Below are 13,323 nucleotides of genomic sequence, written 5' to 3'. Positions count from 1 at the left end.
CCTCACGCGCCAGATGAGGTCGGGTTTTGTGCGGGAACATTCCGGCTCAACAAGGCGAGAAGCTGGGTTTTTTCCTCGCTGGTCAATTCGCTTTGACGGGATTTCCTGAGCAGTTGTTCCAGGCTTCGCTCACGTTGGCGAGCGGACAAGCTAGTAATGGTGTCGAAAAACTGTTGTTCAAGGTTGTCGGCCACGATCAACCATTCCTTCTCCGCCAAGGCCCGCAGCAGGCGACCTTGTTCGGTGCCATGCCAGCGTGCGATCAGCTGCATTGAGCTTAGCCCAGGATTTTTCTGTGCAGCTTCGATCAATGCCACCAGCAGTTGGCTGTAGAGCTGTTCTTCGTCGGCAAAATGGCTGGCGTCCTCCACCTTGCCGGCCAACAGCGGATGGTGCAGCAGCGTACGCAGCGCCGCCAGCGTAGGCGGTTCGACCGGTGCCGGCACGCGGGGCGGGGGCTCGTCACGCTGCCACGGCTTGCCGCCCTTGCGATGCTTGTCCCAGGGTTTGTCGCTCCAGGGTTTCTTGCCGCCGGCCTTTTTTGGCGTCCAGGCTTGTTCCTGATGGGCGCCAGCATAATCGGGCTGCGGCATGTCGCCGTAATCAGGCGTGTAGCTGACCATGGCATCGTAGTCATAGCCTGGATCGTAGTCTGCGCTGGGCGCCGCGGGGGCCTGCTGGGCCAGTTGCTCGACCTGCTGCGGATCGAGCCCGGTGATGTCCCGCAGGCGGTTGCGCATCAGCTGACGCAGGTTGGCGCCCGGAATTTTTTCGATCAACGGTGCAGCCAGGGTCGCCATGTGCGCCTTGCCCTCGAGCGAGCGAGGGTCTGCCTCGATGCTCAACTGCTCGAAGAAGTAATCGGCCAGCGGTTGGGCGTGCTGATTGATGCGGGCCATGAAGGCGTCGGTGCCTTCGGCGCGGACCAGGCTGTCCGGGTCTTCGCCTTCGGGCAGGAACAGAAAGCGCGCGCGCCGGCCGTCCTGCAAGTTCGACAGGGCGGACTCCAGCGCCCGCCAGGCCGCCTTGCGCCCGGCCTGGTCGCCGTCGAAGCAGAACAGCACGCTCGGGACCACGCGAAACAGGCGCTTGAGGTGCTCTTCGCTGGTGGCAGTGCCCAGGGTGGCCACGGCGTTGCGCAAGCCCTGCTGGGCCAGGGCAATCACGTCCATGTAGCCCTCGACCACGATGATTTCGTCGAGGTTGCGGTTGTGCTTGCGGGCCTCATACAGCCCGTACAGCTCCTGGCCCTTGTGGAACACGGGCGTTTCAGGGGAGTTCAGGTACTTGGGCTTGTCGTCGCCTAGCACCCTGCCGCCGAAGGCGATGATACGGCCACGGCTGTCACGAATCGGGAACATCACCCGATCGCGGAAGCGGTCATAGCGTTTACCGGTTTCGGCATTCTCGATCAGCAGGCCGGCATCGATCATGACCTTCTGCTGCAGCGTGTCGGCACCCAGGTGCTTGAGCAGGTTGTCCCAGCCCGGCGGCGCGAAACCCAGGCCAAAATCCCGCGCCACTTCGCCGGATAAGCCGCGGCCCTTGAGGTATTCCACCGCCGCCTTGCGGGTCGGGTGACTGCGCAGGGCCTGGCGGTAGAACTCCGAGGCGGCGTCCAGCAGCGGATACAACGGGGAATCGGTCGGCTGGCGCGGTTTCTGGTCGCGCCGGCCTTGCTCGCGCGGGACTTCCATGCCTGCCGCGCGTGCCAGTTCCTCGACGGCCTGGGGAAAATCCAGGTTGTCGTGGTCCATGACGAAGCCAAGGGCATTGCCACCGGCGCCGCAACCAAAGCAGTAATAGAACTGCTTGTCGGGGCTCACGGTGAAGGACGGGGTCTTTTCCTTGTGGAACGGGCAGCAGGCAGAATAATTCTTGCCGGTTTTTTTCAGTTGGACGCGGGAGCTGACCACGTCGACGATGTCGAGGCGGTTGATAAGGTCGTCAATGAAACTCTGGGGAATCAGCCCGGCCATGGCAGTCTCGTCAATCTGGCAACTGGCAAGTCTAATCGCTCACGCGCCGAATGCAGCGGGTGATGCTTGAAGCTATGCGGGGAATAAGTGCTCGTCGCCGGCCCATAAGGCCCGTCAGTCGGACGTGCACGCCTGGCCTACAGCACAATGACCAGTTCTGACGTTTCAGGCAGGTTGCCCGCATGCACGGTGCTTGAACAGGTGCATGGAGCCTTGAGCAAGTTGCTCAAGTTTGAAACGACCACTGCCATCGCCCGGCGGTTAACCGGGCAGGGCAGAAGCTTTGCGATGAACGTCTGTATTAGTACAGACGAACGGCGCGGCGCTGTTCGCGCTGAACTTTCTTGGCGTGACGTTTGACAGCGGCAGCTGCCTTACGCTTACGCTCTGCGGTCGGCTTCTCGTAAAACTCGCGGCTACGAACTTCAGCCAGTACACCGGCTTTTTCGCAGGAGCGCTTGAAACGACGCAGAGCTACGTCGAAGGGTTCGTTCTCTTTAACTTTGACGGCTGGCATCCAGGGCTACCTTAATTCATTACCGGGGTAGACGCGCTCCTGGCAAAACAAAGGTGTGCTGGAGAACGTCGGTTTTCAAGGGTTGCGGATGTTAACCCTTAGCAAGCCGGAATGCAAAGCCTCTGATCGAAAACCGCTGGTCGGCACCTTGCACGGGGACTATCATGCGCGCCTTCGAATTCAGCCCCCACAAGGGACGAGCCCATGCTAGTACTGGGATTGGAAACATCCTGCGACGAAACCGGCGTCGCATTATACGACAGTGAGCGGGGCCTGCTGGCCGATGCGCTGTTCAGTCAGATCGACCTGCACCGCGTATTCGGCGGCGTGGTGCCCGAGCTCGCATCGCGCGATCACGTCAAGCGCATGCTGCCGCTGATCCGCCAGGTGCTGGACGAAGCGGGCTGCGTGGCCACCGAAATCGACGCCATCGCCTATACCGCAGGCCCCGGGCTGGTCGGCGCACTCCTGGTCGGTGCCTCCTGCGCCCAGGCCCTGGCCTTTGCCTGGGATATCCCGGCCATCGGTGTACACCACATGGAGGGCCACCTGCTGGCGCCCATGCTGGAAGAAAACCCGCCGGCGTTTCCGTTCGTCGCCTTGTTGGTTTCCGGCGGTCATACCCAGCTGGTGCGCGTCGATGGCATCGGTCAATACGAGTTGCTCGGCGAGAGCCTGGACGATGCGGCCGGCGAGGCGTTCGACAAGACCGCCAAGCTCATTGGGCTGAACTACCCCGGTGGGCCGGAAATTGCCCGGCTTGCCGAGCGCGGCACGCCGGGCCGGTTCGTGTTCCCACGACCGATGACCGATCGGCCAGGCCTGGCAATGAGTTTCAGTGGCTTGAAAACCTTTGCCCTCAATACCTGGCAGCAGTGCCGGGAGGCTGGCGACGACAACGAACAAACCCGTTGCGACGTGTCCCTGGCGTTCCAGCAGGCGGTGGTAGAGACTCTGACCATCAAGTGCAAGCGGGCGCTCAAGCAGACGGGCCTCAAGCGGTTGGTCATCGCCGGGGGTGTCAGCGCCAACAAGGCCCTGCGCGCTTCGCTGGAAGACATGCTTGGCAACCTCAAGGGCAATGTCTATTACGCCCGTCCGCAGTTCTGCACCGACAACGGAGCCATGATCGCCTATGCCGGCTGCCAGCGACTGCTGGTGGGGCAGCAGCAGGACCTGGCGATCAGTGTGCAGGCGCGCTGGCCGATGGAGCAGCTGCCGCCCCTGTAGGGCTCAGAAGTGCCGCTCGCGGCCTGCAAACAGGTCACGCAGGTTACTGCGATGGCGCCATACGATCAGGACGGTCAGTACCGTCATCGGCAGCAGGGCCTCGGGCTGGCGCCAGGCCAGCAATGGCAGGGTCAGCGGTGTTGCGATCAGCGCAGCCAGGGAACTGGTCCGGGTGAGGTACAGGGTCAGCAGCCAGGCAACGATGGCCAGCAATGCGGCAGGCAGGTACAGGCCGACCAGCATGCCGGCCGCGGTCGCGACGCCCTTGCCACCGCGAAAGCGAAAGTACACGGGGAACAGGTGGCCCAGCACTGCGCAGATACCGATCCAGGCCTGCGCGTGCAGGTCCAGCCCGGCAAGGCGGGCGAGCATTACCGGCAACAGCCCCTTGCACAGGTCGCCAAGCAGGGTCAGGATCGCCATCTTGCGCCCTGCCAGGCGCAGCATGTTGGTCGCGCCGGCATTGCCCGAACCACTGCAACGCGGGTCCGGGCTGCCTGCAAGGCGGCTCAGGACAATGGCGAAGGACAGCGAGCCGAGCAGGTAGGCGAGCAGCGCCAGTAACCAAAACATGCTAACTATTCCGGGCGAGGACGCCCTGATTCTAACGGCGCCAGTCGCCCTTGTCGTGCTGTGGAGAGAAGTGCTTGGACAGAGTGTTCATCGAAGGCCTGGAAGTCGATACCGTGATTGGTGCCTATGACTGGGAGCGGGATATTCGCCAGTGCCTGCGGCTTGACCTGAGCTTTGCCTGGGACAACAGGCCTGCGGCCGCGGGCGACGACCTCGCCCTGGCGCTCGATTACGCGAGCGTTTCGACGCGTATCCAGGGGTTCGCCGAGCAGGCACGCTTCGAGTTGGTCGAAACCTTCGCCGAGCGCCTCGTTGCCGTGTTGATGGACGAGTTCGGCATTCCTTGGGTACGCCTGAAGCTCACCAAGCCGGGCGCAGTGCCGGCAGCGCGTGGTGGTGTTGGCGTGGAGATCGAGCGCGGATGTCTCTGAGCACGGTATACCTGGGCCTTGGCAGCAACGTCGATCGGCACACCCATCTGTGTGCCGGCCTCGATGCGCTGGCCGCCATCCTGACCGACATGCGCTGCTCGCCAGCCTTCGAAAGCCAGGCGGTGGGCATCAAGAGCGGGCCGTTCATCAATTTCGTGGTGACCGGGCAGACGACGTTGCCGTTGATCGAACTGGACCGGCGGCTGAAATTCATCGAGGCCGACAATGGCCGGTATGCCCCTGATCGACTCGGCCTACCCCTGGATATCGACGTGCTGATGTATGACGACCTGCATGGCACTTTCGACGGGTTGGTGCTGCCCCGGGCCGAGATTCTGAAAAATGCCTTCGTGCTGTGGCCGTTGTCGCTGCTGGCGCCTGAACTGGTGCACCCGGGTGTAGGCAAGACCATGGCGCAGGTATGGCAAGAGGCGCAGATCGATCAGGTGCTGGCGCCAGTCGCCTTCGAGTGGCGTGGGTTGCAACTGACGCCTGGCTGATGGAGGCTCGTACTGTCGGATGCAAGTCCCGGTATGTCAGCCATCTGCTGCTGGGGTTGCCGCGCAGGTCGAGCGAGCTGCGCGGCATCGTCGCTAGCTGCCCTTGTAGGCATCGAGCGCCTGCAGGCGCTCATTTTTCAAGGCCTCACCCAATGCCTGGCCGGTGAGACCACCCTGAACCAGCGGCTTCACATCCACGGCCCGGGCAGCGGCCATAGCCCCTTGCAAGTAGTCTGCCTGCCGGTAGTCTGTCCGCCCGTTGCCCTGCGCGATCGCCCTGCACGCTGCTAGAAAGTCCTCGAAACGCTGCGGTCTGCGGTAAACGTCGAACGTTTGCAACAGATCCAGCAGCGCCTGGGCAGGCAGTTCAAAGGCTTGATTGGCCTGCTCCAGGCACTGGCTGGTCAGCATCGACAGCTCCTGGCATTCTCGCGGGGTTTTCAGGCGCTGATTGAGCGCTTTGATCGACGCGGTGGGCAAAGGATGCAGCAGACAGGCCCAGCGTATGGGCAAAGCAAGCTGAAGCTTGGCTGCCTGTTCCAGTGAGGCCAGGGTCTGGGGGTGAGGCTCCAGTTCCGGCAGCAGCACTTGCAGGGCATTGCACGCTCGCAGGACTTCGAAGAATACCTGGGGGTGCGCTTCCATCAACGCCCGCTCGATTTCCTTCCAGGTGCGTTCTGCCGTCAACGCCAGCAACTCACCCGACGCGCTGATGTGCTGCATCAACCCCAGCGTGTCGTTGGCCACCTTGAAACCCAAGGGCGCATAGCGCGCAGCAAAACGGGCCACGCGCAATACACGCAGAGGATCTTCGGCGAACGCCGGAGAAACGTGGCGAAGCAGGCGTCGATCGAGATCGGCCTTGCCCTGGTAAGGATCGTAGAGCGTACCGCACGCGTCCTCGGCCATCGCGTTGATGGTCAAGTCGCGGCGTATCAGGTCTTGCTCCAGTGTGACGTCCGGGCTTGCGTGAAAGGTAAACCCACCGTAGCCCCTGCCGCTCTTGCGCTCGGTGCGGGCCAGCGCATATTCCTCACCGGTCTTGGGGTGCAGGAACACCGGAAAGTCGGCGCCTACCGGGCGAAATCCTTCGGCAAGCATGTCTTCAACCGTGGCGCCTACCACAAGCCAGTCGATATCACTGACCGGGCGCCCGAGTAGACGGTCGCGTACAGCGCCCCCCACTTTGTAAATGTGCATAGGTAACTCCCCCTGATTGCCGACAGCATAACCTGCCGGCCGCCAGGGGGCGCATCACAGGTGGTGAATGACCGCCATGTCCAGGCGTCCGTAGTCGGAGCCTTCGCCGTGCTCGCCACGGGGCGGCATATGATGGGTTTTCATCACCTGGTCGCCTTGCACGGTCTCCAGGTGAATATCGAACCCCCACAACCGATGCAGGTGTTTGAGCACCTCTTCGGTCGAACTCCCCAAGGGCTTGCGGTTGTGTTGCTGGTGACGAAGCGTCAGTGAGCGATCTCCGCGACGATCAACACTCCATATCTGCACGTTCGGCTCGCGATTGCCGAGGTTGTATTGGGCAGCCAGTTGTTCGCGGATGGTGCGATAACCCGCATCATCGTGTATGGCAGGCACGTAAAGCTCGTCCCGCTGGTCATCGTCCAAGATGCTGAACAGTTTCAGATCACGCATCACCTTGGGCGACAGGTACTGAAGGATGAAACTCTCGTCCTTGAAGCTGCTCATGGCGAACTTGAGGGTCGAAAGCCAGTCGCTGCCGGCAATGTCCGGGAACCAATGGCGATCTTCCTCCGTGGGTGCCTCGCATATGCGCCGAATGTCGGTGTACATGGCAAAGCCCAGTGCGTATGGATTGATACCGTTGTAATAGGGGCTATCGAAACCTGGCTGGAAGACCACGCTGGTATGGGACTGAAGGAACTCCATCATGAAGCCTTCGGTGATCAGCCCCTCGTCATACAGATCGTTCATCAGCGTGTAGTGCCAGAAGGTCGCCCAGCCCTCGTTCATCACCTGTGTCTGGCGCTGCGGATAGAAATACTGGGCGATCTTGCGCACGATACGCACCACCTCGCGCTGCCAGGGTTCGAGCAGTGGCGCGTTCTTCTCGATGAAGTAGAGGATGTTTTCCTGGGGTTCGGCGGGGAAACGCATGTCGTCCCGCTCACTGGCCTTGTCGGCACTCTTGGGAATGGTGCGCCACAGGTCGTTGATCTGCCGTTGGAGGTGCTCCTCCCGGTCCTTCTGGCGGCGACGTTCTTCCTCGGCGGAAATGGGGTAGGGGCGCTTGTAGCGGTCCACCCCGTAGTTCATCAGAGCGTGGCAAGAGTCGATGAGGTCTTCCACCGCATCGATCCCATGACGCTCCTCGCACTGGGCGATGTACTGCTTGGCAAACACCAGGTAATCGATGATGGAGCTGGCATCGGTCCAGGTGCGGAACAGGTAATTGCCCTTGAAGAAACTATTGTGCCCGTAGCAGGCATGAGCGATCACCAGGGCCTGCATGCACATGGTGTTCTCTTCCATGAGGTAGGCGATGCAGGGGTCGGAGTTGATGACGATTTCATAGGCAAGCCCCATTTGCCCGCGGCTGTAGGATTTCTCGGTACTGAGGAACTGCTTGCCGTAGGACCAGTGGTGATAACCCAGCGGCATGCCGACCGAGGCGTAGGCATCCATCATCTGCTCGGCGGTGATCACCTCGATCTGGTTGGGGTAGGTGTCCAGGGCGTAACGTTCGGCCAGGCGGCCGATTTCCCGGTCGTAGGTCCGGATCAGGTCGAACGTCCACTCTGAGCCGGTGGAGATGGGCTGGCGTCTCTGTGCTCTGGCGGTCATGTGGCTAACCTGCGCTGGAAGAGTTCACGGAAGACCGGGTAGATATCGCCGGCCGATACCAATTGCTGCTGCGCGAACGTGTCGGGGAAGGCATCGCCGATACGTTCGTACTCGTACCAGAGCGCCTGATGTTCACGTGGGGTTATTTCCACGTAAGTGTAGTACTGAACGTGCGGCATGATCTGCCGGGTGAGGATGTCGCGGCAGATGGGTGAGTCGTCGTTCCAGTTGTCGCCATCCGAGGCCTGGGCCGCGTAGATGTTCCAGTCACTGGCCGGGTAGCGTTCGGCCATGATTTCCTGCATCAGCTTCAAGGCACTGGAAACGATGGTGCCGCCGGTTTCGCGACTGTAGAAGAACTCCTCCTCATCCACTTCGCGCGCGCTGGTGTGGTGCCGTATGAACACGACTTCGATCCGGTCGTAGTTACGCTTGAGGAACAGATACAGCAGGATGAAGAAGCGCTTGGCAATGTCCTTGGTGGCCTGGGTCATCGAACCCGAGACGTCCATCAGGCAGAACATGACGGCCTTTGAACTGGGGTTCGGTTGTTTCACCAGCAAGTTGTACTTGAGGTCGAAGGTGTCGAGGAAGGGCAGACGGTTGATACGCGCCTTCAACCGCTCGATCTCCTGCTCGATTTCCTGGATGTCGGTGAAGTTGTCAGGCTCCTCGACGCGCAGGCGGGCAAGTTCTTTCTGGGCTTCGCGAAGCAGGGCACGGCTGCTGCCGGTCAATGCGATCCGCCGGGCATGAGCCGAGCGCAGCGTACGTACGATATTGATGCGTGACGGGTTACCCTCGCTTGCAATACCTGCGCGCACATTCTTGAAGGTGTCTGCACCGGTCAGGTGACGCTTGACCAGGTTTGGCAATTCCAGGTCCTCGAACATGAACTCGAGGAACTCCTCCTGGGTGATCTGGAAGACGAAGTCGTCCATGCCGTCACCGGCGTTGCCGGCCTTGCCACGGCCACTGCCGCCGCCACCACCCTGCGGACGGGGAATATGCTCGCCGGCGGTGAATTCCTTGTTACCCGGGTGTACGACGGTCTGCTTGCCGCCACGGCCATGGTGCAGCACCGGCTCGTCGATATCACGGCCAGGGATGCTGATCTGTTCGCCGTGCTCCATATCCGTGATGGAACGGCGACTGACCGCTTCTTCCACGGCCTTCTTGATGTGATCACGGTACCTGCGCAAAAAGCGCTGGCGGTTGACCGTGCTCTTGTTCTTGCCATTCAGGCGTCGGTCGATAACGTAGCTCATGGTTCCTCCTGCGGGGAGCAGCTGCAAGCCATAAGCTTCAAGCTGCAAGAAAGAGCAGCCGCCGCAGCTGCGGGCACTGGCGCCGAACGGGTGCCCGGCGCCGGCCAGCGTGAAGCCTGCGGCTTGTCGCTTGCCGCTTTATTGCGATTTCCTGACCCGCAGGTACCATTCCGACAGCAGACGCACCTGCTTGTCGGTGTAGCCACGCTCCACCATGCGCGTGACGAAGTCGTTGTGTTTCTGTTGATCCTCTTTGCTGGCCTTGGCGTTGAAGCTGATGACGGGCAGCAAGTCTTCGGTGTTGGAGAACATTTTCTTCTCGATCACCACCCGCAGCTTCTCGTAGCTGAGCCAGCTTGGGTTCTTGCCATTGTTGTTGGCACGGGCGCGCAGCACGAAGTTGACGATCTCGTTGCGGAAATCTTTGGGGTTGCTGATACCCGCCGGTTTCTCGATCTTCTCCAGCTCTTCGTTCAGGGCGATGCGGTTGAGAATCTCGCCGGTTTCCGGGTCGCGGTATTCCTGGTCCTGGATCCAGAAGTCGGCATACAGCACATAACGGTCGAAGATGTTCTGGCCGTACTCGCTGTAGGACTCCAGATAAGCCGTCTGGATTTCCTTGCCGATGAACTCGATGTACCGGGGGGCGAGGTATTCTTTCAGGTAGCGCAGGTAGCGTTCGCGTACCTCGGCCGGGAATTGTTCCTGCTCGATCTGCTGTTCAAGCACGTACAGCAGGTGCACCGGGTTGGCCGCCACCTCATGGGGGTCGAAGTTGAACACCTTAGACAGGATCTTGAAGGCGAAGCGGGTCGACAGACCGTTCATGCCTTCATCGACGCCGGCCGAGTCGCGGTATTCCTGGATGGACTTGGCTTTGGGATCGGTGTCCTTGAGGTTTTCACCGTCATACACCCGCATCTTCGAATAGATGTTGGAGTTGTCAGGCTCCTTGAGGCGCGAAAGGACGGTGAACTGAGCCAGCATTTTCAACGTGTCCGGGGCACAGTGGGCCTTGGACAGCGAACTGTTGACCAACAACTTGTCGTAGATACGGATCTCGTCGCTGACCCGCAGGCAGTACGGTACCTTCACGATGTAGATACGGTCGATGAAGGCTTCGTTGTTCTTGTTGTTACGGAAGGTGTGCCATTCGGATTCGTTGGAGTGCGCCAGCAGGATCCCGGAATAGGGGATGGCGCCCAAACCTTCCGTACTGTTGTAGTTGCCTTCCTGGGTGGCGGTCAGCAGTGGGTGGAGCACCTTGATGGGCGCCTTGAACATCTCGACGAATTCCATCAGGCCCTGGTTGGCGCGGCAAAGCGCGCCTGAATAGCTGTAGGCGTCGGCGTCGTTCTGCGGGAATTCTTCGAGCTTGCGGATATCCACCTTGCCCACGAGCGCAGAGATGTCCTGGTTGTTCTCGTCGCCAGGCTCGGTCTTGGCGATGGCAATCTGGTTGAGGATGGACGGATAGAGCTTGACCACCTTGAACTTACTGATATCGCCGCCGAATTCCTGCAAGCGCTTGGTGGCCCACGGCGACATGATGGTGTTCAGGTAGCGCCGCGAGATGCCGTACTCTTCCTCGAGAATGGCCCCGTCTTCAGTGGCGTTGAACAACCCTAGCGGTGATTCGAAGACCGGCGACCCCTTGATGGCGTAGAAAGGCACCCGTTCCATGAGTTGCTTGAGCTTTTCGGCCAGGGAGGATTTGCCGCCACCCACGGGGCCGAGCAGGTACAGAATCTGTTTCTTCTCTTCCAGGCCTTGGGCGGCATGGCGGAAGTACGACACGATCTGGTCGATGCACTCTTCCATGCCATGGAAGTCGGCAAAGGCCGGGTAGCGCCGGATGACCTTGTTGGAAAAGATGCGCGACAGCCTGGAGTTGGTAGAGGTGTCGATCAGCTCTGGCTCACCGATGGCCAGCAACAGGCGCTCGGATGCCGATGCGTAGGCGCTACGATCCTCCTTGCACAGTTCCAGGTACTCCTGCAGCGAGAGTTCTTCCTGGCGCGTGGACTCGAAGCGTTGTTGGAAGTGGCTAAAAATACTCATGACGTCACCTCGCTCGATACGTTGAGACGACGCCGGATCAGTCAGCTGATGCTGGCATGCAAGCGGCACTGCCGATTGCCATATACCCCCCAAACACCCTATAGCGCTACCGATGACCCGCACGCCGGTGTACCGGCTCTCCCCTTTTTCCGGATGGCCTGCGCTTAAGGATAGTTGGTAATCGGCAAGGTCAAGGGCGTGGGTGACGGAAGTTGCCAGCGACCGTTCGTCAGAACGGTCTCAAGCCCGCACATGACGCGGGCTGCAGTGACGATGAAAAATTTATTCTTCAGTGCCTTGGGCGGTTTCGGCAGGGTAGGTGGAGCGCCACAGCTCAAAGCCACCATCGACGCTGTAGACGTCGGAAAAGCCTTGCCCTACCAGGTAGGCGGCCGCGCTTTGGCTCGAATTGCCGTGGTAGCAGACGACCAGCGTCGGTGCGTCCAGGTCGGCATTGCGAATGAAGTCGGCGACCGAATGGTTGTCCAGGTGACGGGCACCGGTGATGTGACCTGCTGCGTAAGCCTGCGGGTCACGAATGTCGACCACGACGGCACCTTGCGCACGCAGGGCCAGGGCCTGTTCGGGGGGGATGCGCTTGAATTCGCTCATGGGGTTGGCTCTGTTCCGGGTTGATCGTTGAGGGTTGAAGTTGGCGCCGCAGGGCGCAGTGTGCCGTCATCGGCACAATCGCAATGGTGGTACTGGCCGTTATCGACGTTGTACAAGGTCATGGACCCGCCCCATACGCAGCCAGTGTCCAGCGCGATGACGCCGGGTTCCTTGACCTGGCCCTGCAAGGCGGCCCAATGCCCGAATATGATCTTCACGTGGCGAGAACGCCGGCCTTTGTGGGCGAACCAGGGCTTGTACCCTTTGGGTGCGCTGTCCAGCCCTTCCTTGCTCTTGAATTCGAGTTTGCCTTCTGCGGTGCAGAAGCGCATGCGCGTCAGGTAATTGGTAATGACCCGCAGGCGTTCGACACCCGCCAAGTTCTTGCTCCACTTGGCGGGCTCGTTGCCATACATGCCGTCCAGGTACAGCGGCAGACGGCTGTCATCGCGCAGTACTTGTTCGACTTCGCCAGCCAGTTCCAGGGCTTTGCCCAGTGTCCATTGCGGCGGAATGCCCGCGTGTACCAAGGCGATGCCGCGCGGTTCATCGTAATGCAGCAGCTTTTGCTGGCGCAGCCAGTCGAGCAGTTGGTCGGCGTCAGGTGCCTCGATGATTTCACGCAGCGTGTCGCTCTTCTTGAGGCGTTCGACGTTGCGCCAGGCTGCAAGCAAGTGCAGATCATGGTTACCCAGCACGCAGGTCAGCGACTGGCGAATCGAATACAGGTAGCGCAGCGTCTCGAGCGACTCAGGCCCACGGTTCACCAGGTCGCCAACCAGCCACAGCTGATCCACCGCCGGGTCGAAGCGCACACGTTCAAGCAGGCATTTGAGCGGCTGCAGGCAACCTTGCAAGTCACCGACGGCGTACGTGGCCATCAGTGCAGCGCCCCAGGTACTGCCAGGCGGAACGGCGCGATCTGTGCGTCGAAGCGCTTGCCGTCTTCGGCGAACATCTCGTAGCTCCCCTGCATGGTTCCCACGCGGGTGGTGATGACGGCGCCACTGCTGTAGGTGTGGCTCTGGCCCGGCTCGATCGTAGGTTGTTGACCAACCACGCCAGAGCCTTGCACCTCTTCGACCTCACCATCACCGTTGGTGATCAGCCAGTGCCGGGACAGCAGCCTGGCTTTGAGCGAGCCATGGTTATGGATGGTGATGGTATAGGCGAAAGCGAAACGGCTGCTCTCGGGGTCGGATTGTTCTTTGAGGTAACGGGTCACGACGCTGACGTCGATCTGATAGCGAGGGTCGGTCATGCAAGGGCCTTGGGAACTGACGCAATGATGCAGTCTAGGCCATAGGGAGGGGAGAGGGCCAGCGGCGC

13 protein-coding genes are annotated in these 13,323 nt (G+C 60.8%); 3 read left to right on the top strand and 10 right to left on the bottom strand.

Annotated elements, in window-relative coordinates; translation table 11 throughout:
• Positions 1-2: 2 nt before the first annotated feature.
• Together dnaG and rpsU are read right to left on the bottom strand one after the other, a co-directional pair.
• A complete protein-coding gene (gene dnaG, locus B2S33_RS06395; RefSeq protein ID WP_027913618.1) occupies positions 3-1,979 on the bottom strand; it encodes a DNA primase in 1,977 nt (658 codons plus the stop codon).
• A gap of 301 nt (positions 1,980-2,280) precedes the next feature.
• Entirely contained in the window at positions 2,281-2,496 is a 216-nt protein-coding gene (gene rpsU / locus B2S33_RS06390; RefSeq protein ID WP_003255575.1) for a 30S ribosomal protein S21, read from the bottom strand.
• A 204-nt stretch (positions 2,497-2,700) separates the two neighbouring features.
• Here rpsU and tsaD point away from each other — a divergent pair, with 204 nt between their 5' ends.
• Positions 2,701-3,726, top strand: a complete 1,026-nt coding sequence (gene tsaD, locus B2S33_RS06385) for a tRNA (adenosine(37)-N6)-threonylcarbamoyltransferase complex transferase subunit TsaD (RefSeq protein WP_027913619.1) — start codon at positions 2,701-2,703, stop codon at positions 3,724-3,726.
• Between the two features lie 3 nt (positions 3,727-3,729).
• On the opposite strand, the gene plsY is transcribed toward tsaD, so the two are convergent.
• Positions 3,730-4,299 carry a glycerol-3-phosphate 1-O-acyltransferase PlsY gene (gene plsY / locus B2S33_RS06380; protein WP_027913620.1) on the bottom strand — a complete coding sequence of 190 codons (570 nt, stop codon included), beginning with the start codon at positions 4,297-4,299 and terminating at the stop codon, positions 3,730-3,732.
• Positions 4,300-4,373: 74 nt separating this feature from the next.
• On the opposite strand from plsY, the gene folB reads away from it, so the two are divergent.
• Positions 4,374-4,730, top strand: a complete 357-nt coding sequence (gene folB / locus B2S33_RS06375; protein WP_027913621.1) for a dihydroneopterin aldolase — start codon at positions 4,374-4,376, stop codon at positions 4,728-4,730.
• Positions 4,721-5,230 (top strand): 2-amino-4-hydroxy-6-hydroxymethyldihydropteridine diphosphokinase, encoded by a 510-nt coding sequence (gene folK / locus B2S33_RS06370; RefSeq protein ID WP_027913622.1) that lies wholly within the window; start codon positions 4,721-4,723, stop codon positions 5,228-5,230. Before folB ends, folK begins: the two co-directional genes overlap by 10 nt.
• Positions 5,231-5,323: 93 nt before the next feature.
• Here the strand turns inward: folK and B2S33_RS06365 are convergent, their stop codons facing one another.
• From B2S33_RS06365 to apaG, 7 genes are all read right to left on the bottom strand, one after another.
• The gene (locus tag B2S33_RS06365) at positions 5,324-6,430 is read right to left on the bottom strand and encodes a multifunctional CCA addition/repair protein (protein WP_027913623.1); all 1,107 of its coding nucleotides are present in this window, start codon (positions 6,428-6,430) and stop codon (positions 5,324-5,326) included.
• 54 nt (positions 6,431-6,484) lie between these two features.
• Positions 6,485-8,053, bottom strand: coding sequence for a SpoVR family protein (locus B2S33_RS06360; RefSeq protein ID WP_027913624.1), 1,569 nt, complete (start codon positions 8,051-8,053; stop codon positions 6,485-6,487).
• Positions 8,050-9,321, bottom strand: coding sequence for a YeaH/YhbH family protein (locus B2S33_RS06355; RefSeq protein ID WP_028686621.1), 1,272 nt, complete (start codon positions 9,319-9,321; stop codon positions 8,050-8,052). Before B2S33_RS06355 ends, B2S33_RS06360 begins: the two co-directional genes overlap by 4 nt.
• Before the next feature lie 138 nt (positions 9,322-9,459).
• Complete coding sequence (locus B2S33_RS06350; protein WP_027913626.1) at positions 9,460-11,382, bottom strand: PrkA family serine protein kinase; 1,923 nt, start codon at positions 11,380-11,382, stop codon at positions 9,460-9,462.
• A 282-nt stretch (positions 11,383-11,664) separates the two neighbouring features.
• The gene (gene glpE, locus B2S33_RS06345) at positions 11,665-11,994 is read right to left on the bottom strand and encodes a thiosulfate sulfurtransferase GlpE (protein ID WP_023532468.1); all 330 of its coding nucleotides are present in this window, start codon (positions 11,992-11,994) and stop codon (positions 11,665-11,667) included.
• The gene (locus B2S33_RS06340; RefSeq protein ID WP_049695347.1) at positions 11,991-12,875 is read right to left on the bottom strand and encodes a symmetrical bis(5'-nucleosyl)-tetraphosphatase; all 885 of its coding nucleotides are present in this window, start codon (positions 12,873-12,875) and stop codon (positions 11,991-11,993) included. Before B2S33_RS06340 ends, glpE begins: the two co-directional genes overlap by 4 nt.
• Positions 12,875-13,255, bottom strand: a complete 381-nt coding sequence (apaG, locus tag B2S33_RS06335; protein ID WP_023532682.1) for a Co2+/Mg2+ efflux protein ApaG — start codon at positions 13,253-13,255, stop codon at positions 12,875-12,877. Before apaG ends, B2S33_RS06340 begins: the two co-directional genes overlap by 1 nt.
• Between the last annotated feature and the right edge of the window lie 68 nt (positions 13,256-13,323).

Source organism: Pseudomonas sp. UBA5568, from assembly GCF_002425525.1.
GTDB lineage: Bacteria > Pseudomonadota > Gammaproteobacteria > Pseudomonadales > Pseudomonadaceae > Aquipseudomonas > Aquipseudomonas fulva.
Note: the sequence above shows the minus strand (reverse complement) of the source record. Positions and strands in the feature narration are given on the sequence as shown.

Excerpts from the sequence above, each read along its gene's own strand:
- glpE (WP_023532468.1), bottom strand. The coding sequence starts at position 11,994 with ATGAGCGAATTCAAGCGCATCCCCCCCGAACAGGCCCTGGCCCTGCGT.
- B2S33_RS06350 (WP_027913626.1), bottom strand. The coding sequence starts at position 11,382 with ATGAGTATTTTTAGCCACTTCCAACAACGCTTCGAGTCCACGCGCCAG.
- apaG (WP_023532682.1), bottom strand. The coding sequence starts at position 13,255 with ATGACCGACCCTCGCTATCAGATCGACGTCAGCGTCGTGACCCGTTAC.
- dnaG (WP_027913618.1), bottom strand. The coding sequence starts at position 1,979 with ATGGCCGGGCTGATTCCCCAGAGTTTCATTGACGACCTTATCAACCGC.
- B2S33_RS06360 (WP_027913624.1), bottom strand. The coding sequence starts at position 8,053 with ATGACCGCCAGAGCACAGAGACGCCAGCCCATCTCCACCGGCTCAGAG.
- rpsU (WP_003255575.1), bottom strand. The coding sequence starts at position 2,496 with ATGCCAGCCGTCAAAGTTAAAGAGAACGAACCCTTCGACGTAGCTCTG.
- B2S33_RS06355 (WP_028686621.1), bottom strand. The coding sequence starts at position 9,321 with ATGAGCTACGTTATCGACCGACGCCTGAATGGCAAGAACAAGAGCACG.
- tsaD (WP_027913619.1), top strand. The coding sequence starts at position 2,701 with ATGCTAGTACTGGGATTGGAAACATCCTGCGACGAAACCGGCGTCGCA.
- folK (WP_027913622.1), top strand. The coding sequence starts at position 4,721 with ATGTCTCTGAGCACGGTATACCTGGGCCTTGGCAGCAACGTCGATCGG.
- B2S33_RS06340 (WP_049695347.1), bottom strand. The coding sequence starts at position 12,875 with ATGGCCACGTACGCCGTCGGTGACTTGCAAGGTTGCCTGCAGCCGCTC.
- B2S33_RS06365 (WP_027913623.1), bottom strand. The coding sequence starts at position 6,430 with ATGCACATTTACAAAGTGGGGGGCGCTGTACGCGACCGTCTACTCGGG.
- plsY (WP_027913620.1), bottom strand. The coding sequence starts at position 4,299 with ATGTTTTGGTTACTGGCGCTGCTCGCCTACCTGCTCGGCTCGCTGTCC.